Source organism: Halomarina salina (assembly GCF_023074835.1).
Lineage (GTDB): Archaea > Halobacteriota > Halobacteria > Halobacteriales > Haloarculaceae > Halomarina > Halomarina salina.
Genome location: NZ_JALLGW010000001.1, coordinates 1,922,316 through 1,943,809, shown reverse-complemented (window position 1 = coordinate 1,943,809; position 21,494 = coordinate 1,922,316). Strand labels below are relative to the sequence as shown.

23 protein-coding genes are annotated in these 21,494 nt (G+C 69.3%); 11 read left to right on the top strand and 12 right to left on the bottom strand.

Features of this window, described 5'->3' with window-relative positions:
* Window positions 1-39 precede the first annotated feature (39 nt).
* The 3 genes from MX571_RS09850 (at window position 40) to MX571_RS09840 (ending at window position 2,523) form a co-directional block, all read left to right on the top strand.
* Window positions 40-567: a GNAT family N-acetyltransferase gene (locus MX571_RS09850; RefSeq protein WP_247416037.1), complete on the top strand. Its 528-nt coding sequence runs from the start codon at window positions 40-42 to the stop codon at window positions 565-567.
* A gap of 445 nt (window positions 568-1,012) precedes the next feature.
* Complete coding sequence (hmgA, locus tag MX571_RS09845) at window positions 1,013-2,263, top strand: hydroxymethylglutaryl-CoA reductase (NADPH) (protein ID WP_247416035.1); 1,251 nt, start codon at window positions 1,013-1,015, stop codon at window positions 2,261-2,263.
* An 80-nt stretch (window positions 2,264-2,343) separates the two neighbouring features.
* Complete coding sequence (locus MX571_RS09840) at window positions 2,344-2,523, top strand: hypothetical protein (RefSeq protein WP_247416032.1); 180 nt, start codon at window positions 2,344-2,346, stop codon at window positions 2,521-2,523.
* A gap of 36 nt (window positions 2,524-2,559) precedes the next feature.
* Here the strand turns inward: MX571_RS09840 and MX571_RS09835 are convergent, their stop codons facing one another.
* From MX571_RS09835 to MX571_RS09825, 3 genes are all read right to left on the bottom strand, one after another.
* On the bottom strand, window positions 2,560-2,931 hold the full coding sequence (locus MX571_RS09835) for a hypothetical protein (protein ID WP_247416029.1): 372 nt from the start codon (window positions 2,929-2,931) through the stop codon (window positions 2,560-2,562).
* An 87-nt stretch (window positions 2,932-3,018) separates the two neighbouring features.
* Window positions 3,019-3,444: a hypothetical protein gene (locus MX571_RS09830; RefSeq protein ID WP_247416027.1), complete on the bottom strand. Its 426-nt coding sequence runs from the start codon at window positions 3,442-3,444 to the stop codon at window positions 3,019-3,021.
* A 1-nt stretch (window position 3,445) separates the two neighbouring features.
* On the bottom strand, window positions 3,446-3,970 hold the full coding sequence (locus MX571_RS09825; protein WP_247416024.1) for a DUF5817 domain-containing protein: 525 nt from the start codon (window positions 3,968-3,970) through the stop codon (window positions 3,446-3,448).
* 136 nt (window positions 3,971-4,106) lie between these two features.
* Here MX571_RS09825 and MX571_RS09820 point away from each other — a divergent pair, with 136 nt between their 5' ends.
* Window positions 4,107-4,445 carry a cupin domain-containing protein gene (locus tag MX571_RS09820; protein WP_247416021.1) on the top strand — a complete coding sequence of 113 codons (339 nt, stop codon included), beginning with the start codon at window positions 4,107-4,109 and terminating at the stop codon, window positions 4,443-4,445.
* A 103-nt stretch (window positions 4,446-4,548) separates the two neighbouring features.
* On the opposite strand, the gene icd is transcribed toward MX571_RS09820, so the two are convergent.
* From icd to MX571_RS09800, 4 genes are all read right to left on the bottom strand, one after another.
* Window positions 4,549-5,805: an isocitrate dehydrogenase (NADP(+)) gene (icd, locus tag MX571_RS09815; protein ID WP_247416018.1), complete on the bottom strand. Its 1,257-nt coding sequence runs from the start codon at window positions 5,803-5,805 to the stop codon at window positions 4,549-4,551.
* Between the two features lie 122 nt (window positions 5,806-5,927).
* Window positions 5,928-6,623, bottom strand: coding sequence for a hypothetical protein (locus MX571_RS09810; RefSeq protein ID WP_247416015.1), 696 nt, complete (start codon window positions 6,621-6,623; stop codon window positions 5,928-5,930).
* Between the two features lie 65 nt (window positions 6,624-6,688).
* Window positions 6,689-7,693 carry a hypothetical protein gene (locus tag MX571_RS09805; protein ID WP_247416012.1) on the bottom strand — a complete coding sequence of 335 codons (1,005 nt, stop codon included), beginning with the start codon at window positions 7,691-7,693 and terminating at the stop codon, window positions 6,689-6,691.
* Window positions 7,690-10,101 carry a hypothetical protein gene (locus MX571_RS09800; RefSeq protein WP_247416009.1) on the bottom strand — a complete coding sequence of 804 codons (2,412 nt, stop codon included), beginning with the start codon at window positions 10,099-10,101 and terminating at the stop codon, window positions 7,690-7,692. Before MX571_RS09800 ends, MX571_RS09805 begins: the two co-directional genes overlap by 4 nt.
* 173 nt (window positions 10,102-10,274) lie before the next feature.
* Between MX571_RS09800 and MX571_RS09795 the strand changes: the two genes are divergently transcribed.
* The gene (locus MX571_RS09795) at window positions 10,275-11,219 is read left to right on the top strand and encodes an isoaspartyl peptidase/L-asparaginase (protein ID WP_247416006.1); all 945 of its coding nucleotides are present in this window, start codon (window positions 10,275-10,277) and stop codon (window positions 11,217-11,219) included.
* Window positions 11,220-11,247: 28 nt separating this feature from the next.
* Here MX571_RS09795 and MX571_RS09790 read toward each other — a convergent pair whose 3' ends face one another.
* Window positions 11,248-11,769, bottom strand: a complete 522-nt coding sequence (locus MX571_RS09790; protein ID WP_247416004.1) for a hypothetical protein — start codon at window positions 11,767-11,769, stop codon at window positions 11,248-11,250.
* A gap of 148 nt (window positions 11,770-11,917) precedes the next feature.
* Between MX571_RS09790 and map the strand changes: the two genes are divergently transcribed.
* Window positions 11,918-12,811 carry a type II methionyl aminopeptidase gene (gene map / locus MX571_RS09785; protein ID WP_247416001.1) on the top strand — a complete coding sequence of 298 codons (894 nt, stop codon included), beginning with the start codon at window positions 11,918-11,920 and terminating at the stop codon, window positions 12,809-12,811.
* Between the two features lie 269 nt (window positions 12,812-13,080).
* Here the strand turns inward: map and MX571_RS09780 are convergent, their stop codons facing one another.
* Window positions 13,081-13,281, bottom strand: a complete 201-nt coding sequence (locus MX571_RS09780; protein ID WP_247415998.1) for a DUF7835 family putative zinc beta-ribbon protein — start codon at window positions 13,279-13,281, stop codon at window positions 13,081-13,083.
* 247 nt (window positions 13,282-13,528) lie between these two features.
* Here MX571_RS09780 and MX571_RS09775 point away from each other — a divergent pair, with 247 nt between their 5' ends.
* Together MX571_RS09775 and MX571_RS09770 are read left to right on the top strand one after the other, a co-directional pair.
* Window positions 13,529-14,068 carry an HIT family protein gene (locus tag MX571_RS09775; RefSeq protein WP_247415995.1) on the top strand — a complete coding sequence of 180 codons (540 nt, stop codon included), beginning with the start codon at window positions 13,529-13,531 and terminating at the stop codon, window positions 14,066-14,068.
* 127 nt (window positions 14,069-14,195) lie between these two features.
* On the top strand, window positions 14,196-15,137 hold the full coding sequence (locus tag MX571_RS09770) for a cation diffusion facilitator family transporter (protein ID WP_247415993.1): 942 nt from the start codon (window positions 14,196-14,198) through the stop codon (window positions 15,135-15,137).
* A gap of 182 nt (window positions 15,138-15,319) precedes the next feature.
* On the opposite strand, the gene MX571_RS09765 is transcribed toward MX571_RS09770, so the two are convergent.
* Together MX571_RS09765 and MX571_RS09760 are read right to left on the bottom strand one after the other, a co-directional pair.
* Window positions 15,320-16,234 (bottom strand): twin-arginine translocation signal domain-containing protein, encoded by a 915-nt coding sequence (locus MX571_RS09765; protein WP_247415990.1) that lies wholly within the window; start codon window positions 16,232-16,234, stop codon window positions 15,320-15,322.
* Between the two features lie 303 nt (window positions 16,235-16,537).
* Window positions 16,538-17,788, bottom strand: a complete 1,251-nt coding sequence (locus tag MX571_RS09760) for a tRNA (N(6)-L-threonylcarbamoyladenosine(37)-C(2))-methylthiotransferase (RefSeq protein ID WP_247415988.1) — start codon at window positions 17,786-17,788, stop codon at window positions 16,538-16,540.
* A gap of 232 nt (window positions 17,789-18,020) precedes the next feature.
* Between MX571_RS09760 and MX571_RS09755 the strand changes: the two genes are divergently transcribed.
* Complete coding sequence (locus tag MX571_RS09755; protein WP_247415985.1) at window positions 18,021-19,247, top strand: outer membrane protein assembly factor BamB family protein; 1,227 nt, start codon at window positions 18,021-18,023, stop codon at window positions 19,245-19,247.
* Window positions 19,248-19,269: 22 nt separating this feature from the next.
* Here the strand turns inward: MX571_RS09755 and deoC are convergent, their stop codons facing one another.
* Window positions 19,270-19,899 carry a deoxyribose-phosphate aldolase gene (gene deoC / locus MX571_RS09750; protein WP_247415983.1) on the bottom strand — a complete coding sequence of 210 codons (630 nt, stop codon included), beginning with the start codon at window positions 19,897-19,899 and terminating at the stop codon, window positions 19,270-19,272.
* A 70-nt stretch (window positions 19,900-19,969) separates the two neighbouring features.
* On the opposite strand from deoC, the gene MX571_RS09745 reads away from it, so the two are divergent.
* Together MX571_RS09745 and MX571_RS09740 are read left to right on the top strand one after the other, a co-directional pair.
* The gene (locus tag MX571_RS09745; RefSeq protein WP_247415981.1) at window positions 19,970-20,905 is read left to right on the top strand and encodes a DUF63 family protein; all 936 of its coding nucleotides are present in this window, start codon (window positions 19,970-19,972) and stop codon (window positions 20,903-20,905) included.
* A 5-nt stretch (window positions 20,906-20,910) separates the two neighbouring features.
* On the top strand, window positions 20,911-21,402 hold the full coding sequence (locus MX571_RS09740; protein WP_247415979.1) for a hypothetical protein: 492 nt from the start codon (window positions 20,911-20,913) through the stop codon (window positions 21,400-21,402).
* The last annotated feature ends 92 nt before the right edge of the window (window positions 21,403-21,494 follow it).

Below are 21,494 nucleotides of genomic sequence, written 5' to 3'. Positions count from 1 at the left end.
TCCGAACCGTTCATCACGCCGACCCGTGAACGCCGACTCATGCCCGGCCCGCTGTTCGCCGCGAACGACCGCGTCGAACTCCACACCATGGAAGAAGAGGACCACGACGACATCGGGAGCGACATGAACCACCCCGACATCCGCGTCCCCGGTGGCGGGCCGACCGGACCGGCCGACGGCGAGTCCGTCACCGAGTTCGTGGACTGGCTCCGGAACGAGGGCAACACCGCGTTCGTCGTCTGCGCCGAGGGCGGCTACGTCGGCCTCGTGACGCTCCGACAGGAGGAACCGCAGGGCAACGTCGGCACCTACGGCATCTGGATCACCCCCGAGTCGCAGGGCCGGGGCTACGCCACGGCCGCCAGCGAACTCCTCTTCGACTGGGCGTTCGACCAGCACGGCCTGCACAAGGTCGTGGCGACCGTCTTCGACTTCAACGAGGCGTCGATGGCGCTGATGGACTCGCTCGGCTTCACAGAGGAGGGCGTCCACCGCGAGGAGCGCTTCGCCGACGGCGCGTTCCACGACGAGCACTACTTCGGCCTGCTGGCCCACGAGTGGCGCTAGGTGCGGTTTCGAACGTCTGACGATACATCGTCGATATCAGTAACAACTCGAAAGCCCCGAGGCTCAGGACTCGGGCGACTCGCTGCGCTCCTCGGTCGCTTCGCTCCCTGTGGTGCTTACGTCGTCGTCCTTCGCCCTGAGCCTCGCCCCTTTCAGTCCACCCACATCGACAGTTCGCCCAGCTATCGCGGGCGGACTGAAAGGGGCTGAACTCTCGTGAGCCGAGACGTTCGAAAGACGCTCTGCGTCTTTCGAGCCAGCCAGAACGCGAAGCGTTCTGGTGACGAAGTAAGCACGCGACCGGAGGGAGCGCGCGCAGCGAGTCGCAGGCCACGAGAGTTCAGGGGCTTTCGAGGTGTACTCGGTGATGACTCGATTCCATCCAATTCCAACGACTCCTAGCCAGAATCCGAATCCTTAGCCTCCCCCCGTCCGACCCCACCGTATGACCGCCGCAGACGCCGACGAGGAGGTCGCCGCCGACCTCGCGGACCGGGTGCAGGACGGGGAGTTGCGACTGTACGAACTCGAAGCACACGCCGACGCCGACACGGCCGCGATGGCCCGGCGCGTCCTGCTCGAACGCGAGACGGACGCGGACCTCTCGACGGTCGGCGACTACTCGTTCCCGGCGAACGAAGCCACCGGGTCGAACATCGAGAACATGACCGGCGCGGTGCAGGTACCCGTCGGTGTCGTCGGCCCCGTCCACCTCGACGGGGAGGCCGCAAGCGAGGAACACTACCTCCCGCTGGCGACCACCGAGGGGGCGCTCCTCGCGTCGGTGAACCGTGGCTGTGCGGCCATCCGCGCCGGTGGGGGTGCGACCGCTCGCGTCCTCAAGTCGGCGATGACCCGTGCGCCCGTCTTCCGGGTCGCGGACGTGGCGGAGGCCAGCGAGGTCGTCTCGTGGGTCCGGGCGAACGAGGACCGGTTGCGGGACGCGGCCGAGTCCACCACGAGCCACGGCGAACTCGTCGACGTGACGCCCTACGTCGTCGGCGACAACGTCTTCCTGCGGTTCGGCTACGACTCGAAGGACGCGATGGGGATGAACATGGCCACCATCGCGACGCAGGAGGCCTGCGAGGTGGTCGAGGCCGAGACGCCGGCCTCGCTCGTCGCGCTCTCGGGCAACCTCTGTTCGGACAAGAAGCCCGCCGCCATCAACGCCGTCGAGGGGCGCGGGCGGACCGTCTCGGCGGACGTGGAGATCCCCGCCGACGCGGTGGGCGACGTGCTCAAGACCACCCCCGCGGCCATCGCGGAGGCGAACACCCGAAAGAACCACGTCGGGTCGGCGAAGGCGGGCGCACTCGGGTTCAACGCGCAGGCGGCCAACGTCGTCGCGGCCGCGTTCCTCGCCACCGGGCAGGACCCCGCGCAGGTCGTCGAGGGGTCGAACACCATCACCACGGCCGACGTGCGCACCGACGACGAGGGCAACGAGTCGCTGTACGCCAGCGTCACGCTCGCCTCGCTCGAACTCGGGACGGTCGGCGGCGGGACGAAGCTCCCGACGCAGTCCGAGGGCCTCGACGTGGTCGGCGTCCGCGGCGGCGGCGACCCGCCGGGGACGAACGCCGACGCGCTCGCCGAAGTCGTCGCCACCGCGACGCTGGCGGGCGAACTCTCGCTGCTCGGTGCGCTCGCGTCCTCGCACCTCGCCAGCGCCCACGAGCAACTGGGGCGGTAGTCCGACGGCGAGGCGGACGACGAGGGGAGAACCGGACGGAGGCCCGACATTTCTTGGCCGGCGACGCGTGAGTGACGGCCGTGAACGCGAACCGACCCATCGTGGCGATGACCGTCGCCGGGGTGCTCCTCGTCGTTGCCGTCGCCGTCGTCGCCCACGAACTCGGACTCCGGGGTGTCGCCGCGTTCGCACTGCCGCTGGCCGTCGGCGTGGTGGTCGGCGGCGGAATCGTCGCGGTCGGGGCTACCGGCGAGGAGTGACGCAGCGCCCGAGACGCCGTCGGACCCGACCCTCGCTCACTCGCGCTTCTCGAGGTACCACCGGGCGGCGAGCGCGGCGAGAATCAGCGCCGCACCGGCGAGCACGGCGACCAGTCCGAGGTCGGCCGCCAGCGCGACGAACAGGACGACGAACCCGGCGGCGGCGAGTCCCTGCAGACCGGCCTGGATGCGTTTGTCCGCGGTGACCGACCGCGAGGTGGCCCGCGAACTGGTGAGGAGCGACCCGACCGTGGCGACGACGAACCCGACGGCGACGACGCCGACGCCGAGGGCGGTGAGCGTCACGCCACCGACGCTCGCGTCGGTCCCGGCACCGAGCAACGCGAGCGCGCCACCGACGATGAACCCGACCCCCTGCACCAGCGTCGTCGACTGCTCCACGTCCATGACCGCGGGTTTTCGGAGTGGCCGTTTCAGCGTGTCGTTTCGCCGTCTCTCGGCGAGCAGTGTCGTCCGTCCTCGTTCGACGTCGTTTCACCGCCGCGCGTCGAGGACCAGGAAGACGACGCCGCCGAGGACGACAGCGAGCCCCAGCCAGAGGAACACGACGGTCCCGACGCCGGTGGCGAGGAACATGAGGCCGAACCCCACCGCGCCGACGCCGTGGGCGATGGCGACCGTCCGCTCGCCGCGACGCGCGAAGCCGAACGTCCCGATGGCCAATCCGAGCGACAGCGGCGCGGGCGCGAGCACGAACGGCGGGACCGGTCGCCCGAACAGCGTCACGACCCGGACGACCGGCTGGACGAACAGGAGGATTCCTGAGACAGCGACGAACGCCCCGACGACGAGCGGCATCGGGTCGAGGCCTGGGCGGTCGTCGTCCAGCAGTTCGTCGCCCGGCCAGTGCTCGTCGGTCTCGGATGCGGCGTCCGTCCGCTCCTCGTGGTCTCGACGCACGTCAGAGGAGGCGGTAGCGGCCGCCGGTCTCGGTCGCGTGGCCGCGACGCGTGAGTCGGTCGAGCGCCGAGCGGACGTAGTCGGCCGGGACCCCGTGGTCGGCGGCGTAGTCGACGATCTCCTCCTCGGTCGGCCGGTCGAGGTCCCGGAGCGCCGTCTCGACGGTCTCCTTGCGGCTCATCGAGCCACCGGTTCCGCTCTCGGCGCGGTCGCCCGCCGCGCCGACCTCGTTGACGTCGAGGCCCGAACGTTCGAGGAACTCGGTGGTGCTCATGCCGGCGCTGTCGGCGTCCTCGTCCAGTTCCGAGAACGTGCCGAGGTCCTCGTACGCGTCGCCGTGGCCCGAGCGGTCGGCGAGCAGCCGGGCGCGCACCTCGCGGGCGGTGTCGACGTCCTCGCTCTTGTAGAACGCGCGGAGCTTCTGGAACTGCGAGGTGCGCCCACACCGCGGGCACTTGGTCGTCTCCGGCCGCCCGTCGACTATCTTCAACGCCCTGCACTCCGGACAGCCGACCACCGTGTACATGGGTCGACTACCGCGCCCACGGTCGAAAAGCCTCGGACTGCCTCGCGGTCGACGGCCGTGTCCGAATACGACGACGCTGTTCGGATGAGGCCCGGCGACCCCGAACTGATAGGACGGTCGGCGACGAGTCGCCGGTATGGACATCGTCAGCAGCGAGGAGTGGGAGACGGCCGAGGCGGCCGAGGGCGTCGAACTCGGGCAACTCGTCGTCGGCGAGTCGGTGAGCCTCCAGTACTTCCACATCGAACCCGGCGCGGACGTCCCCGAGCACAGCCACCCACACGAACAGACCGGCTACGTCGTCCAGGGGACGCTCACGTTCGTCGTCGACGGTGAGGAACTATCGGTAGGACCGGGCGACGCCTACGACATCCCGAGCGACGAACCGCACGCCGCGCGCAACGACGGGGAGGAGGTCGTCACCGGCGTCGAGGTGTTCTCACCGCCTCGCGAGGAGGTGCCGTGGGGAGAGTGACGCATCAGCTGTCGTGCTAGGGCTGTCTCCCGCTCTGGTCGTCAGTGGATAGCGGGAGAACGGGAGAGAGGAGATTCGAAGAGCGAAGAGAACTGCAGGTCGGTTACGCCTTGTCGCGGATGCGCTCGGCGACGCGCTCGGCGAACTCGCTGGTGGCGAGTTTCTCGCCGCCGTCGATCTGGCGCTCGATGTCGTAGGTGACCTCGCCGGCGGAGATGGTCTCCTCGATGGCGTCGCGGACGAGGTCCGCGGCGTCGGTCCAGCCGAGGTACTCGAGCATGATGCGGCCCGAGAGGATGAGCGCGGACGGGTTGACCTTGTCCTGACCCGCGTACTTCGGCGCGCTGCCGTGGACGGGTTCGGCGAGCATGCGGCCGTCGCCGATGTTCGCGCCCGGCGCGATGCCGAGGCCGCCGATCTGTGCGCCGGCGGCGTCCGAGAGGTAGTCGCCGTTGAGGTTCGGCATGGCGAGCACGTCGTACTGCTCGGTGCGCGTCATGATCTGCTGGAGCATGTTGTCGGCGATGCGGTCGTTGACGACGACGGCGTCCTCGGGAGCGTCACCGTCGCGCTCCTCCCAGAGCGTGTCCTCGGTGATGACCTCGTCGCCGTACTCCTCGGCGACCTCGTAGCCCCAGTCGCGGAACGCCCCCTCGGTGAACTTCATGATGTTGCCCTTGTGGACGAGCGTCACCGAGTCGCGGTCGTTGTTCAGCGCGTAGTCGATGGCCTTGCGGACGAGGCGTTTCGTCCCGAACTCGGTGATGGGTTTGACGCCGATGCCGACCGGGCCGTCGTGGATGGTGGAGTCGAAGCCCATCTCGTCCTCGACGAACTCGCGGACCTGCTGGACCTCGTCGCTGCCGGCCTCCCACTCGATGCCGGCGTAGACGTCCTCCGTGTTCTCGCGGAAGTTGACCATGTCCATCGCGCCGGGGTTCTTCATCGGCGAGGGGACGCCGTCGAGGTGGAACGTCGGGCGCATGTTCGCGTAGAGGTCGAGCTTCTTCCGGAGCGCGACGTTGAGCGAGCGGAAGCCGGCGCCGACGGGCGTCGTCAGCGGACCCTTGATGGCGACGCGGAACTCCTCGATGGCCTCGACGGTGTCGTCGGGGAGGTTCTCGTCGTACTTCTCGCGGGCGGACTCGCCCGCGTAGAGTCGCATCCAGTTGATGTCCCGGCCGGTCGCCTCGGCCGCGGCGTCGAGCACCGTCTGGGCCGCCGGACCGACGTCCTGCCCGATACCGTCCCCGTAGATGATGGGGATGATGGGGTTCTCGGGCACGTCGAGTTCGTCCTCGTCAGCGCCTACGGTGATAGGTTCGCCCTCCTCGGGCACGTCGACCTTCTCGTAAGACATTGGCGGGAACTCCACACGTCGCGGTAAAAGGTCTGCCGTTATCCGACGAGAACGCCGCGTGTCACCCGTTCTCGTCCTCCTCGAACAGAGGTCTCGACGCGGTACTACCGGTCGCACTGGCCTCAGTCGGTGAGCGCGCCTATCACCGCTCGAAGCTGTGTCACACCCTCCTGCCGCAGTGCGCGAGGGAACCGACGACGAGCGCCCGCAAGGGCATCGTCGAGAGCCTCGGTCGCGTCCTCGAATACGCCCTCGCCGTGCCCCACGAGCACCCGGTCGGGGTCGTACCCCTCGAACAGGGCGCGCGGGGGGACCGGACGGGCCAACAGGTAGACGCCGAGTCGCTCTTCGTCCACCGTCGCCCACGCCGTCGTCCCGAGCGAGTCCGGGGCGTACAGCGTCCCGTCTCCCTCTCGATATGCGACCGTCTCGTGCCACCCCGGCAGCGGCGTGGTCTGTCGGAAGGTGAACCCGCCGTCGCCGTTCCGCAGTCGGCGCGTTGGAGCGTCGAGCCGGTCTGCCACGCGGCCCATCTTCGGCGGGAGCGAGACGGGTACGTCGTGTCGGCGGGCGAACGCGTCGGCGTCGCGCGCGTGGAAGCCCGACAGCACCGCGACGCCCGCTACCTCGCCGTACTCGGCGAGCAGGTCGTCGAGACCCGGTGCGTCCAGCGGGTCGACGACCCAGACGTCGCCGTCGTCGACGAACGCGTGGCTCGTCCGCCGACCCGTCTCCTCGGGGTGGGCCAGCCAGCCGACGCCGCCGTCGAACCGGTCCGCGACGGTGTAGCCGGTCGCCTCCCCGCGGTCGTATATCATCGTGGCCGCCACTGCTCGGCGGGCGCGAAAAAAGCTGCTCGTCTCGGGTCGGTCCGCTCGCCGACTCAGGCCAGCACCTCGTGGACTGGCGAGGCGGCGCTCGCCGACGCCTCCGCCGAGGAGTCGCCCGACGATTCGGTCGTCGATTCGTCGGACGACCCCGTGGACGAGTCGTCACTCGCGTCGCCCACCGGGGTTCCGGGGTCGCCGGGCAGTTCGACCGTCATGGTGTGGTTACCGGGGCCGAAGGTGCCCTGCGCGTCGTCGTACAGCACCTGTTCGCTAGCGGTCGAGGCGTTCCAGCCGGGACCGGTCTTCTCGTAGCTGACCAGCGAGAGGTCGAGGTCACAGCCCGCCGCGACGGTGAACTCGACGGTCGCCTCGTCGTCCGCGACGTCGAACGACTCGACGGTGACGCACTGCGTCAGGTTCTCGTCGGCGAACGGCCCGCCGACGCGAGTAACCGGCTCCTCGGTCGAGCCGTGGAGGTACTTCAGCAGGCGGTCCTGGCCGCTGTAGGTCGCGTTCTCGCCGAGTTCCTCGATGGGCGCGCCGCCGACGAAGTCGACCTGGTAGTACGCCGACTCCGACGGCTCGGGGACGCGGACGTCGTAGCTCTCGCCCTGCTCGTCGCCGAGCGCCGCGACGGTGAGCGAGAGGTCCTCGCGTTCGACCGCCTCGGAGAACTCGACGGTGCCGATGCTGACGGGACCGCTGTCGTTCGTGTCGGCACCCGCGACGCGGACGAACGCCGAGGTGCGGTTATCACTGTACTCGACCGTCGTCAGGAACGACGGCGGGTTGCCGCCGGGCGTCACCCGCGTGATGGTCGCGTTCTCGTCGTCCGCGACGCCGACGGTGTACTCGTACGCGCCGACGCCGCTGACGTTCGACGCCACGACGTCGAAGCTGGTGGCGGGACCGCTCCCCCCACCGGCCGCGACGAGTTCGACGGTCGGTTGCCCGCCGTCGGCCTCCTGCGCCGTGACCGCCGTGCCGCCCGCGACGACCGCGAGGACTGCGAGTAGTGCGATGCCGATGCGTCCGAACCGTGATGGTGTGTCCGTCATTGGTCGAGCCAGGAGTTGAGTTTCTGCACGTCGGTCACGTCGACGGTTCCGTCGCCGTTGAAGTCGTAGACGGGCGTGTTCACCGAGACGTTCGGGTCGTCGAGCAGGTCGTACAGCGCCTGCACGTCGGCCTGCCCGAACGAGCCGTCGCCGGTCAGGTCCTCGTAGTGGCCGTCGCCGTCAGGGTCCGTCGGCGCGGCGTCGAAGCCGGGCAGCGCCGCGACGTACCCCCGTCGTTCGACGATGGTGCCCGACGCACCGACCGCGGCGTCGGGGATGGTCTCGGAGCCGGAGAGCGCGACGCTCCGCAGGCCCTTCGAGGTGGGCGAGTCGTCCGGTTGCCAGCCCCCGTCGCGGAGCTGGTAGATCGCCCCCGAAGAGCCGACGGCGTAGCCGGTGTCGCCCTGCAGGTCGACGCCGTAGAGCGCCTTCCCGCCGGCGTACAGCTTCGTCCAGACCGCGCCGTTGTAGCGGTAGAGCGTGCCGTCGCCCGCCGTCACGACGATGCGGTCCTCGGCCTGCGCGTCGACGTCGTACAGCCCCGCCGAGCCGCCGGGGATGCCGATGGTCGACCAGGAGTCGCCGCCGTCGGTCGTCTCGTACACCTTGCTGTTCGTGTCGACGATGTAGCCCGTCGAGCGGTTCAGGAACGAGATGCCCTTCGCCGAGGAGCCGCCGCCGGGTTTGACGACGTCGCTCCACTGCATCGCACCGCTCGACTGGCGTGTGCCACGCAGGTACTCGCCGGAGCCGTTGACGAGGTGGACGACGTCGTCGTCGGTCGTCCCGGTGACGGCGATGCCCTCCCACGTCGAGGTCTTGCCCATCGGCTGGGAGTAGTTCGTCAGCGTCTCGTCGACCGTGTCGTACTGGCCGATGACGCCGGAGCCACCCGCGAACCAGACGTCGCGGCCGTCGTCGGAGACGCCCGCGCAGGTGAGCGTGTTGCTCCGCGCGAGCGGACCGTACTCGACGACGAACGCCCAGCCGTCGGGACGACGCGCGAGGACGTTGCCGCCCGCGCCGACGGCGTACGGCCCTTCGGTCGCCTGGACGACGGCGTTCAGCGTCTGCCCCGTCGGCGACTCGACCACCCGCCACGGCCGGTCGCGCAACTCTCGAATCTCGGTCGGCGTGCCGTTGACCGTCAGGTCGACGTTCGCCGGGGTGCCGCTCGTGATCTCGAAGTCGAGTATCTCGCCGGAGTAGGCGTAGGTGTCGCTGGCGTCGGTCCCCCCGACGGTGCCGGTCACCACGTCGGGCGTGCCGAGGTTGCTCGTCAACGAGTCGCCGCTCTCCACGTCGTCGCCCGTCTCGACCGCGCCGTCGACGGCGAGGCGGTAGCCCGTCTCCTCGCTGGCGGAGGTGGTGATGGCGATACTGTTCGGCAGCGGCTTCGTGTACTCCCCGCGCTCGACGACCGACCCCGAGGAGCCGACCGCCGCGTCGGGGAACTGGCCGGTGGTGTCGAGCGCGACGCCGCGCAGCGCTTTCGTCGTCGGCGTCTGGACCTGCGTCCAGCCCGCGGTGCCGTACTCGTAGACGACGCCGCCCGACCCCGCCGCGAGGCCGTCGGTGCCGTCGTGGTCGACGGAGTAGATGGCGTTCGCGCCGGGCTTCTCGGGGGTCCAGCGCGTCCCGTCGTAGCGGTAGACGTAGCCGTTCCCGCCGCTGACGAACAGCAGGTCGGGCGCGACGGGTGCGACGTCGTACAGCGCGACGCCCGCGCCGCCGGACCCGATGCCGATTTCGGCCCAGGAGTCGCCGCCGTCGGTCGTCTCGTACACCTTGCCGTTGGTGTCGCAGATGTAGCCGGTCGACGCGTCGAGGAAGGCGACGGCCGTGGCGGTGGAGCCACCGCCCGGTTTGATGGCGTCGTCCCAGTCGACGCCGCCCTCGGCGTTCTTCGTCCCCTTCAGGTACTCACCGGAGCCGTTCGTGAGGTGGACCGTCTCGCTCCCGGCCGCGCCGGTGACGGCGACCCCCTCCCACGTCGAGGTCTTCCCGCCCGGTGCGGAGTAGTCGGTCAGTCGCTCGTCGACGACGTCGTACTGGCCGACGACGCCTGACCCACCCGAGAACCATATATTCCGCCCGTCGTTGGTGACGGCGACGGCCCGGAGGCCGTTCGACTGGACGGTCGGCCCGCGGTCGAGGACGAGTTCCCACCCGTCGGGTCGGCGGGCGAGCACGTCGCCCGCTCCGCCGACCGCGTACGGGCCTTCGACCGTCTGGACGACGCCCATGAGCGTCTTGCTGGTTGGACTCTCGTACTCGGTCCACCCGTTCTGCGTCTCGCCTGGCGCGGCGAACGCTGCACCGCTCCCGGCCCCGACGCTCGCCGCTGCGACGCCCGCACCAGCGAGTTTGAGGAACGTGCGCCTGCCGTGGCGTTTCTTCCGTGTCATTCGTCCGAGAGCGCAACGAGACGAGGGTTAGCTATGCGCGACTTTCGGCCCGTTAGGAGCCACCTTCTATACTGAATGGTCTCGATTGGAGTATTCCACGCGGACCGTCGAAGAAATGGGCCACTGCGAAGCGAGTCGCCAGACGTTAAGCCCCTCCGAACGCCACCGACTCCATGTACGTCATCGCACACGGCGGCGCGGGTGGACCGGTAGACGAACCGGTCCCGCGACAGGCGGTCCTCGACGAGGCCGTCGACGCGGGTCGGACGGCAGCGACGCCACTCGACGCCGTCGTGGAGACGGTCCGGGTCCTCGAATCGTCGCCGCGGTTCAACGCGGGCGTCGGCGGGTCGGTCCAGTCCGACGGCGTCGTCCGCACCGACGCGGGCGTGATGACCAGCGACCGGTCGGTCGGCGCGGCGAGTTCGATGCCCGGCGTCGAACACGCCAGCGAGGTGGCCCGCCTCGTCATGGAGGAGACGCCCCACGTCTGCGTCGCGGGCGTCCACGCCGTCGACCTCGCCGACGCCTACGACGTTCCCGTGGGCGTCGACCTGTGGAGCGAACGCACCCGCGAGCAGTGGGCCGACGAGGACCCGCCCGCGAACGACGACGTCCGCTCCCAGCTGGAGTGGCTCAGGGAGGACTTCGGCGGCGCACCGGAGGGCGACTCGTCGAACGAGGGGCGAGACGCCCACCACGAATCGGACACCGTGGGTGCGGTCGCCACCGACGGCGAGACGGTCGCCGCGCTCACCTCGACGGGCGGGCGCTGGCGGGCGCTCGCCGGCCGGGTCGGCGACGTCCCGCAGGTCGGGTCGGGGTTCTTCTGCACGCACGCGGGTGGGGCGAGTTCCACTGGCTCGGGCGAGGATATCGTCCGCGTCACGCTCGCCCGCCGCGCCGTCGACCACCTCGAACTCGGCCGGGACCCGCAGGAGGCCGCCGAACTCGCCATCGAGGAGTTCGAGGACATCACGGGCAGCGACGCGGGCGTCGTCGTGATGGACGCCGAGGGACGGGCCGGAAGCGCGTTCAACTCCGACGCGATGCAGACCGCCCGGTACGCTCACGGGAGTGACGACGAGGACGACGGGAGCGGAGCCAGCGAAGAGTAGTCAGTTCGCGGTAGTAGTCGGCCCCATCTCAGTCCAGCATCCGCTCGATGTCGGCCACTGTCTCGTCGTGGTCTCGGTAGGCGTCGTCGGGCACCGCGCCGAACCAGTCGACGGTGAGTTCCCCCCAGTCGGGGAGCCGAGGCGTCGCGGCGAGCGACCCCTCGGCGACCGGCGTCGTTCGCACCACGACGTCGTGGGTGACCGTCCGCGTGACGCTATCTACCCGGTCCGCGCTATCGTCCGGTCGGTGCTCGACGCATTCGACTCGTTCGACGCTCTCGACGGTCACCTCGACGCCGGTAAGTGCCTCGGCGCTCGTTCGGGCGACCGACGCCCAGTCGGAGCCCTCGACGGCCACGAACGGGAGTCGCCAGCCGTGGCTGCTGTCCATCAGCAGGACGTTCCCGTCGGTGTCGAGGACGCCGAGGACGAGGATGCCGTCCAGTCGCGTCCAGTAGTCGAACTCGTCGGAGGCGTGAGTGGCAGTCGACTCGGCGACCGTGACGGCGTCGTCCGCCCGGAGGGCGTCGAACGGCGGGAGTCGGTCCATCGTCGGTACTGCGCGGGCGAGCAGTCAAAAAGGTCGTGTCGGTAGGCCAGTTCGTGGCCCGACGACCACTGATCGTCCTGACGAGTCGAGAACCGACGCTCGCGGCCGACAGCACAACCTCTTTCCCGCGGTGCGGATTACGCCGAGTATGAGCGTAGACCTCACGGACGAACAGTACGAGCAACACCGCGAGGCGGGCGAGATTCTCGCCGAGGTCCGCGACGAGGCCGCCGACCGAGTCGACGTCGGGGTGAAGCACCTGGAGGTCGCGGAGTGGGCAGAAGAGCGCATCCGCGAACTGGGTGGCAAGCCGGCGTTCCCCGTCAACATCAGCATCGACCACGAGGCGGCCCACGCCACGCCGAGCATCGACGACGACGCCGAGTTCGGCGAGGAGATGGTGAACCTCGACATCGGCGTGCACGTCGACGGCTGGCTCGCCGACACCGCCATCACCGTGGACCTGTCGGGCAACGACGACCTCGCGGCCGCCAGCGAGGAGGCGCTCGACGCCGCCCTCGAACTCGTCGAACCGGGCGTCCACACGGGCGAGCTAGGCGCGGCCATCGAGGAGACCATCGACGGCTACGGCTTCAACCCGGTCGTCAACCTCACCGGCCACGGCCTCGGCCACTGGCAGCAGCACACGCCGCCGAACATCCCGAACCGGGCCGTCGAAACGGGCGTCGAACTCGAAGCGGGCGACGTGGTCGCCATCGAGCCGTTCGCCACCGACGGGAGCGGGAAGGTCGGCGAGGGAGCGACGGAGGAGATCTTCGCGCTCGAACACGAGCGCAGCGTCCGCAACCGGCAGGCTCGCCAGGTCATCGAGCAGGTCACCGAGGAGTTCCGCACGCTCCCGTTCGCGACGCGATGGCTGGACACCGACCGCGCGGAGATGGCGCTCCGCCGCCTCAAACAGCAGGGCGTCGTCCACGGCTACCCCGTCCTGCAGGAGGAGGAGGGCCGCCTCGTCAGTCAGAAGGAACACACCGTCATCGTCACCGAGGACGGCTGTGAAGTGACGACCCGGTCCCGCTAGTCACGACGAGTTCCCGTCGTCTCTCGCACTCTCCGACTGCGACTGGCCCCGCGAGCGAAGCGACTGTCTGTAGCAGCACCACAGGTCGCGGAGGTGATGGGCTGCCGCGACGCAGTCACCCGTCGCTGGGGAGGCGACGAGCAGTTCGTGGCGTGTACCGAACGGCAGTGGAGAGACGGACCGAACGCCAGCGAGAGGCGAGTCGAGCGTCGGTGGAGAACGGACCGACGATTGACGGGAGGTGTTCGAACGTGGGCGAGGAGAGTTCTTCAGGCGTTGTTCATGCGCAGCGTCGTCTCGTGACCACAGACGAGACACGTGGCGACGCGGTAGGGTTCGCGCGAGAACTGGGCGTTCTCAGCCTTCGTGCTCTCGGTGCGAATCTGGAGCGAGACCGAATGGGCGGTTTCGGCGCTACACTCCGGGCAGTCCTCGGTCATGTCGTTCCGACTGTTCTGTGTCGCTGCCATCGTTCACCGCTATCGACCACGATAATATAAAGGGGGTAAACCGTTGGGCGTCGTTCAGCGATGCAACCGTCCGCAGTCGTGCGATTTTCCGCCGAAATACCCCGAATCCGGTGGAACCGTTCACAACTGTTTAGCAGACCGTTTCAGGCCGGTTTAGTGGATTGCAGCCACAACAGGTAAACTGGGGGCAAGCGGGTCCGCGTGGCCGACGGACACGCTTAGGATGCCCCAAATCGGGGAGTGTCGTATGGACCAACTGTTCGCGCCGTGGCGTATCGAGTGGGTCGAACGCGGCGGTGAGGGCGACGCTCCGGACCACGACTGTCCGTTCTGCGCGCTCCCGGACCTCGACGCCGACCGCGAGCACCGCATCGTCGCCCGGAGCGACCACGCGTTCGTCCTGCTCAACAACTACCCGTACAACCCCGGCCACGCGATGGTCATCCCGTACGACCACGGCGGCGACTACCGCGACCTCTCGGACGAGCAACTGCTCGACCACGCCCGCCTCAAACAGCGGACGTTCGACGCGATAGACGCCGCGCTCTCGCCACAGGCGTTCAACGCCGGTCTGAACCTCGGCGGGGCCGCCGGCGGGTCCATCGACGACCACCTCCACACCCACGTCGTCCCGCGGTGGGGCGGCGACACGAACTTCATGCCCGTCATCGGCGAGACGAAGGTCATCGTCGAGGCCATCGAGGACACCTACGACCGACTCCACGAGGCGTTCGCCGACCAGGAGGACGCCGAGGAGAGCGAGACGGGCGCGGTCCGTGTCCGCTGAGACGTCGCCCCTCCTCAGTGGACCCTCCGTGGGCATCCGGGTTCGCCCGAGGTTTCGACGTGGCTAACCCGAGAGTTCGGGGCACACAGCCCACAGCGCCTTTATCGCGGAGCATCTAACGAGTCGTATGGACCGCGTTTCGGCACTCAGGCGGGTCGGTCTGCTCGTCCTCGGTGCCAACCTCGTGCTCGCGCTGGCGAAAGGCGCGGTCTACCTCTCGACGGGCAGCCTCGCCGTCGGCGGCGAGGCGGTCAACAGTCTCGCCGACACGGCCTACAGCATCGTCGTCGTCGGTGGCCTCTACCTGACGACCCAGCCAGCGGACGACACCCACCCGCACGGCCACGAGCGCATCGAGCCGTTCGTCTCCCTCGTCGTCGCCGTCGGCATCGGCGCCGCGGGCGTCGGCGTGCTGTGGCAAGCCGCCCAGTCGGCGCTCGCCGGCGGGGCCGCCGTCGCGGGACCGGTCGCCGCTGGCGTCCTCGCCGGGAGCGCCGTCGTGAAGTACCTCCTCTTCCGGTACTGCTCGCGGATGGCCGAGGACTTCAACTCGCCCGCGCTCCGGGCGACGGCGCTCGACAATCGCGCGGACATCCTCACCGCCGTCGCTGCACTGGCGGGGGTCGCCGGAAGCGCGCTCGGCTACCCCGTCCTCGACCCACTGGCTGGTGGCGTGGTCGCCCTCGGCATCCTCTACACGGGGTACGAGATCGGTCGGGACAACGTCGGCTACCTGGTGGGGGAGGCTCCCGACTCCGACCTCCGCGACGAAATCGTCGCGCGGGCGCTCACGCATCCCGAAGTCCGGGGCGTCCACGACGTCGTCGCCCACCACGTCGGCCCCGAGGTCGACGTGAGCCTCCACCTGGAGATCGAGGGCGACCGGACCGTCCGGGAGGCCCACGACATCGAGACGGACGTCGTCAGGGCGATTCGCGCCATCGACGAAGTGGACGACGTGTTCGTCCACCTCGACCCGCGCGAACTCGGCGAGTGGAAGGAGGACGACGACGGACGTATCCCGGCCCGCGAGTCCGGACCACGGCGACCGGACGCGGACCGTCGGTAGTCCGGCGGTCGCCGACTCGACGGTCGCCGACACGCCCGGTGCTGACTCGCCGGCCGCCGACCCGGCAGCGATTGACGGAGGCGGACCGTCTCGGGGGCGATGGTCGTCACTCCCGACTCCATGCCGATATCGAGAGAGAACGGAGAACGGTGGCCGGCGCGGCGCGACCGCTCGCGTCCGGTTCAGTTGGTCGTGGTGCTCGTCGAGTTGCTCGGACCGGAGCCGACGGTGACCGTCGTCGCCTGCTTGCCGCCGGTCGTCCGCACGGTGAACGTCATCTCACCGTTGTCGTCGGGCGCGGTGAGTTCGGTCGTGTACTCGGCGCTCTCCCCGGCGGCGACGTCGAGGCTGAACGATTCGACGGCCGGCTCGGCGACCGACTGCTCGACGAGGCCGCGGAGCGTCCCGTCGGTTCCGGTGTCGTTCACGAACGTCGCCGTCACCTCGAACGGCTCGCCGGGCGCGACGCTCTCGGGAGCGTCGACGTCGTCGAGCGAGAGCGCGGGGACGGGCTCGGCCAGTGCGGCGACCGTCTCGTCGGCGAGTCGCCAGCCGCTCCGGCTACCGTCGACGACGATGGCGGCCGACGACAGCGTGACGCCGCCGGGAATCGTGAACCCGACCCAGCCGCTCGTCGCGTCGTTCTCGGGGTCGTACTTCTGTCCGTACTCCGCCATCGGGTTCCCGTTCGTCGGGTCCGTCGCCGGGTAGTTGCCGAGCGACCCGGTGACGAGTTTGAAGGCGTCGGCCGCCGGCCCACCTTCGCCGGCGTCCACGTGGGCGAGGAGGTAGTGGCTCCCGGTACTGAACGCGAGGTCTTTGGCGTCCTCGGTCTGATAGAGCAGGGAGGCGCGCACCGCCGGTTCGCTGACGGCGATGGACGTGCCGTCGACGGAGACGTCCTTCCCGACCTCGGTCGTCTCGAACTCGTCGAGCGACTGGTTCCGACCCTCCGTCGAGACGTTGCCGCCACCGCCGGCAGTCTCCGTCTCGTCGGTGTCGTTCTCGTCGCCGCCCATGATGCCAGTACAGCCTGCGACCGCGGTCGCCGCTGCAACACTACCGAGTTTCAGAAAGTCACGTCGTTGGGGACTCATCGATTCACCTTACGAGAGGGGGACGTTGGCCGTTGCGTAGAGTAAAATAGTCGCTTTACCGGACGTTTCTCACGCCTGATGCGTTCACGTCGCACGGGGGACGGTAGAGCGTGACACGGTGCCAGGCGCAGTGCGTAGTCGAGCGTCCGAGCGTGTTCGCGCGCAGATGTCAGAAATTTTTAATGTAAAAGTCCACCGCCCCACGGAGCCGGGCTCGGGAGCGACGAACTCGGCAGCGATAGACTCGACACCGGTAGACTGGGAACTGCCGCCCGCCGACCGGCGCGGTCGACGACGTGCCTCTTACAACGGCTCGCCGAAGCAGTACACCGTCTCCGCGCTCGTCACTTCGACGTCGAGCAGGTCGCCCGGCTCGACGCCGCGTTCCTCGGCGTTCGTGACGATGACCTGCCGGTAGGCCTCGTCGTAGCACTTCACCGAGTCGCCCGTCCCCTGCTCGACGCAGAGCACCTCGTGGCGCTCCCCGACCATCGACTCGTGGACGTCACGCAGGAGGTCCATCTTCAACTCGACCATCTCCTTCGAGCGCTCCTTCTTCAGCGTCCCGCCGAGTCCTTTCATGTCGGCCGCGTCGGTGCCGGGGCGCTTCGAGAAGCGCGTGACGTTCACCTTCTCCGGGCGGACCCGCTCGAACAGGTCGAGGCTCCGTCGGTGGTCGTCGTCCGTCTCGGTGGGGAAGCCGACGATGAAGTCCGTCGAGCAGGTCCAGTGGTCGAGGTGGCGGTCGAACGTCTCGACCACCTCCTCGAACTCCCGGACCTGGTGCTGGCGGCGCATGTCGCCCAGCACGTCGTCGCTCCCCGACTGGACGGGGATGTGCAGGAAGTTGTAGAGCTTCTCGTTCTCGGCGAACACCGCGGCGAGTTCCTCGCGGATGCCGTGGACGCCCTTCGGGTTCGCCATGCCCACGCGCACCCGGAACTCGCCGTCGATGTCGCAGATGCGGTCGAGCAGCGTGTGGAGTCTGCGCTCGCCCGTGTCCCAGCCGTAGACGCCGGTGTCCTGCCCGGTGACACGTATCTCCTTCGCGCCCGCGTGGACGAGCGCGCGAGCCTTCTCGACGTTCTCGGAGACGGGCGGGCTGTCTATCCTGCCCGTCGCCTGCTTCGTGATGCAGTACGAACAGTCGCTCATACAGCCACGGGCGATGGGGAGGATGCCGACGACGCCGTCGAGGATGGGTTCGGTGTCGGGCGTCAGCGTCGGACACTCGCCGTTGAGCGCGGCGCTCGGCACGTCGTCCCAGTGGACGACCTGGGCGTCGATGCCCGCGTCGCGGAACTCCTCGCCCTGCGCGAGCGCCATACAGCCGGTGACGATGAGGTCCCTCGTCTCCTGCTCCAGTTCCTTGGCCCGCGTCAGCATGTTACGCTCCGTCTTCTCGACCACCGTGCAGGTGTTGAGGATGGCGACGTCGGCCTCCTCGGGACCGGACGCGCGGTGGTGACCGCCGTCGCGGAGGGCCGCCTCGATGTGGCGACTCTCGCCACGGTTGGCGGTACACCCGTAGGTTTCGATGTGGTAGCGGGCCATCGCTGTCGGGGATGTGGTCCGCGCGGCCAAAAACGCGACGTTCCGCCGACGGTCGCGAGCGACGACGAGGCACCCACACCCGTCGGACGACGCCCGTCAGACCGCGTCGCTGGACTCGCCGAGCGCCGCGTTCCGACTCCTTCGGGAGTGCTCGGCGTGCTGCGCGACTCGGCGTCGGCCGTCGGTGCGCAAGGGAGAGTACTTTTTCGTCGAGACTGAAAGGCATCTGTACATGCCCTCCAGAACGCCGTCCAGGCGACGATTCCTCGCGCTCGCGGGAACCACGGGCGTGACCGCGCTCGCGGGGTGTCTCGGCTTCGGCGGCGACGACCGACCCGAGTACAGTCGACCTTCGACCGAGGGGCCGCCCCCGGAACCCGACCGCCACGTCTTCGCCAGCGACGGCGAGTGGTCGAGCGAGGGGTTCGACGCGGCGAACACGCGGTGGGACTACGGGGGGAGCGCTCCGCGCGAGGAGCCGTCCGTCCGCTGGCGGCGTGGGGTCGGGCAGAGCGGGCTCCGCGCCCCGACGGTGAGCGACGGGCGAGTCTACGTCACGGAGACCGACCGTCTGATGGTCGTCGACGCCACGAGCGGCGAGACGGAGTGGGAACTCGCCGGGGAGACGCCGCGGGGCAAGCCGTCGGTGTCCGACGGAACCGTCTACACCGTCGCCGACGACGTCCTCCAGGCGCTCGACGCCGAGACCGGCGAGCAGCGGTGGTCGCGCTCGTTCGACGGCCCGCTGACGATGCCGGCGACGGTCCAGGGCGAGTACCTCACGGTCGGCGAACGGGAGACGGTCCACGTCGTCTCCGCCGAGGACGGGTCGGTGAACTGGTCGCGGCGACTGGTCGGTCGGGTCTCGTATCCCGCGCTGGGGGCTGTCGGTGCGTCACCGTTCGTCGCGACGGGCACCGGCGGGGTCTACTCGCTGGGGGCCGGTGGCGAGGTAGGGGTCCACGAGGACCTCTCCGCGCGGTTCTCCACCCCGCCGACGCTCGGTCGGGACTTCGCCTACGTCGGCGACGACAGCGGGACGCTCTACGCGCTGGAACCGCTCACCGGTGCCGTCGAGTGGAGCGCAGACCAGGCGGCGGGCCGTCACGGTATCGCGTACACGGACAACTACGTCTACAGCGTCAACGGGTCCACGCTCCGGGCGTTCGACACCGAGTCGGGCGAGGAGTACTGGTCGTTCGACGTCGGTGACGGCACGGGGTCACCCGCCGCCGTCGGCGACACGGTGTACGTCGGCGGCGACGCACTCTACGCGCTGGACCCGGCAGACGGTGGGGGGACAGTCAGGTTCAAGATGGACCTCGGCGGGCACGTCACGCCCGACATCTCGGCCGGTGACGGCGTCCTCTACGTCCCGGTGGTCCTGGAGAACGGTGCGGAGGTAGTCGCCGTCGAACCGGGGCCGTCGGAGTCGACCGCGTCGTCACCGTCGGAGTGAGCACCCCGCGTGACGGGACGACCTACGCGTCCGGGTGCCCGCCCGCTATCTCCGTGCCCGACGACGCGCCGATGCGGACCGCACCCGCGTCGAGCATCGCCATCGCCTCCTCGTAGCTCCCGACGCCACCCGACGCCTTCACCGGGAGGTACTCGCTCATCAGTTCCACGTCCTCGACGGTCGCCCCTCCTTCCGCGAAGCCTGTCGAGGTCTTGACCATATCGGCGTCGGCGTCCGCGGCGGCCCGACACGCGCGGTGTTTCTCGTCGTCGGTCAGCAGCGCCGTCTCGACGATGACCTTCACCGGGCAGGGCGTCGCGGCGACGACCTCCTCGATATCTGCCCGGACGGCGTCGTCGTCACCGGCCTTCAGTCGCCCGACGTTGACGACCATGTCGAGTTCGTCGGTCCCGTCGCGCCACGCGCGTTCGGCCTCGTCGTGTTTCGCGCCCGTAGCGTGCTGGCCGTGGGGGAACCCGACGACGGTGGCGACGGTGACGTCCGTCTCGATGTCGGCGACGTAACACGGCGGGATACAGACGTTCATGCCGTACTCCTCGGCATCGTCGACGACCCGCCGGACGTCGTCGAGGGTCGTCTCCGGGCCGAGGACCGTGTGGTCGATGCTGGCGGCGAACTCCTCGTAGTCCATACCCCCACGTGCGACTCGGCGCACAAAAGCGATTAGTAAACCTTTCGGGGTAGTACTCACAGTAGTTGATATGTTCCAGCTCCTGCCGTCGGGATTCGCACTGCCCGACGTCCAGTATCTCGTCGTCGTCGCCGGGTTGGTGGCGGTCGCCGTTCTGGCGCTCGCGCTCGCGCGCCCGGTCGTCCGCGAGGGGACGGTGCTCGCGCTCACGCCGTGGATGGTCGTCGGGGCCGGTCTCTACGCGCTGTACCAGGTCGACGTGATTCCGGACGTCGTGGCACCGTTCTTCAGTTCGCCCATCGTCTACCTGACCGTCTTCGGACTGCTCGGGTTCGTCTGGGGGCTGTCGTCGCTCGCCAGTGGTCCCGAACTCGCCACGATGGTCATCGCCGTCCTCGGCAGTGGCCTGCTGCTGGCCGTCGTCGGCATCGCGCTGGTCGTCGGCCTCACGACGACCGAACTCCACCTCCTCTGGCCGGGGCTCGGCCTCGTCGTCGCCGTCGTCCTGACGATGGTCGCGTGGGTGCTGCTCGGCCAGGTCGCGAAGGATGCCCAACGGACCACCGGCCTGGCTGGCTTGCTCGTCGTGTTCGCCCACACTCTCGACGGCATCTCGACGGCCGTCGGCGTCGACCAGCTCGGGTTCGGCGAGCAGACGCCGCTGTCGGCGGTCGTCATCTCGCTGGGCGAGGGCCTCCCGACCGAACCGCTGCTCGGCACCGCGTGGCTGTTCGTCCTGCTCAAGATAACGCTCGCGCTGGTCGTCATCGCGCTCATCGCCGGATACGTCGAGGACGAACCGACCGAGGGCTACCTGCTGCTGGCGGCCATCGCCGCGGTCGGTCTCGGCCCCGGCGCGCACAACATCATCCTCTTCAGCATCTCGCCGACCCAGCCCGCCGCCGAATCGCTCGTCGTCACCTTCGAACCGCTGGCCGCGGCCGTCCGGCCGCTCGTCGCCACTCACCCGTTCGTGCTCGACGGCGGCCTCTCGTTCCTCCGATGACGGGTGTGGCGACACTTCCGCTGGTCGTCGCGGTCACGCGCTGGATTCCCGTCGCGATGCTCGGGGGGTTCTTCGCGGCGCTGGTCATGGACCTCCCGATGAGCCGACTGGAGGAGGGAACGACGCCGTCGCTCGTCGCCGCGGGCGTCCTCTACGACAGACCGCCCGCGACGCTACAGGGGCGACAGGCGCGGGCGGTCCACTACACCGCGGGCATCCTCGCTGGCGTCGTCTACGCGGTCGTCGCCCTGCTACTCGATACACTCCTCCCGCCGGTCGCCACGTTCGCCGAGATTCCGCTCGTGCCACACCTCCTCGCTGGCCTCGTGACCGGCCTCTTCCTCTACGGCTTCTTCGCGCTGTACGTCCTGCCCCGGTTCGGCGGCGGGAAGCGCGCCGTCGCCCCGACGGTCCGTCGGTCGTGGGCGCTCTCCGTCGCCGTCTACGTCCTCTCGCTCTGGGCGTTCGTCCCGCTGTTCTCGCTCCTGCTGGCCTGAGTCGAACTTGTACCACCTGCGTTCCGTGGGCGTATCGTTATCACCACCGACGGCGAACCACCGTTCGAGCATCGGGGATGACGCGAACACCG

Coding starts and splice junctions, on each gene's coding strand:
- MX571_RS09850 (WP_247416037.1), top strand. CDS start 40: ATGCCCGGCCCGCTGTTCGCCGCGAACGACCGCGTCGAACTCCACACC.
- hmgA (WP_247416035.1), top strand. CDS start 1,013: ATGACCGCCGCAGACGCCGACGAGGAGGTCGCCGCCGACCTCGCGGAC.
- MX571_RS09835 (WP_247416029.1), bottom strand. CDS start 2,931: ATGGACGTGGAGCAGTCGACGACGCTGGTGCAGGGGGTCGGGTTCATC.
- MX571_RS09825 (WP_247416024.1), bottom strand. CDS start 3,970: ATGTACACGGTGGTCGGCTGTCCGGAGTGCAGGGCGTTGAAGATAGTC.
- MX571_RS09820 (WP_247416021.1), top strand. CDS start 4,107: ATGGACATCGTCAGCAGCGAGGAGTGGGAGACGGCCGAGGCGGCCGAG.
- icd (WP_247416018.1), bottom strand. CDS start 5,805: ATGTCTTACGAGAAGGTCGACGTGCCCGAGGAGGGCGAACCTATCACC.
- MX571_RS09810 (WP_247416015.1), bottom strand. CDS start 6,623: ATGATATACGACCGCGGGGAGGCGACCGGCTACACCGTCGCGGACCGG.
- MX571_RS09805 (WP_247416012.1), bottom strand. CDS start 7,693: ATGACGGACACACCATCACGGTTCGGACGCATCGGCATCGCACTACTC.
- MX571_RS09800 (WP_247416009.1), bottom strand. CDS start 10,101: ATGACACGGAAGAAACGCCACGGCAGGCGCACGTTCCTCAAACTCGCT.
- MX571_RS09795 (WP_247416006.1), top strand. CDS start 10,275: ATGTACGTCATCGCACACGGCGGCGCGGGTGGACCGGTAGACGAACCG.
- MX571_RS09790 (WP_247416004.1), bottom strand. CDS start 11,769: ATGGACCGACTCCCGCCGTTCGACGCCCTCCGGGCGGACGACGCCGTC.
- map (WP_247416001.1), top strand. CDS start 11,918: ATGAGCGTAGACCTCACGGACGAACAGTACGAGCAACACCGCGAGGCG.
- MX571_RS09780 (WP_247415998.1), bottom strand. CDS start 13,281: ATGGCAGCGACACAGAACAGTCGGAACGACATGACCGAGGACTGCCCG.
- MX571_RS09775 (WP_247415995.1), top strand. CDS start 13,529: ATGGACCAACTGTTCGCGCCGTGGCGTATCGAGTGGGTCGAACGCGGC.
- MX571_RS09770 (WP_247415993.1), top strand. CDS start 14,196: ATGGACCGCGTTTCGGCACTCAGGCGGGTCGGTCTGCTCGTCCTCGGT.
- MX571_RS09765 (WP_247415990.1), bottom strand. CDS start 16,234: ATGAGTCCCCAACGACGTGACTTTCTGAAACTCGGTAGTGTTGCAGCG.
- MX571_RS09760 (WP_247415988.1), bottom strand. CDS start 17,788: ATGGCCCGCTACCACATCGAAACCTACGGGTGTACCGCCAACCGTGGC.
- MX571_RS09755 (WP_247415985.1), top strand. CDS start 18,021: ATGCCCTCCAGAACGCCGTCCAGGCGACGATTCCTCGCGCTCGCGGGA.
- deoC (WP_247415983.1), bottom strand. CDS start 19,899: ATGGACTACGAGGAGTTCGCCGCCAGCATCGACCACACGGTCCTCGGC.
- MX571_RS09745 (WP_247415981.1), top strand. CDS start 19,970: ATGTTCCAGCTCCTGCCGTCGGGATTCGCACTGCCCGACGTCCAGTAT.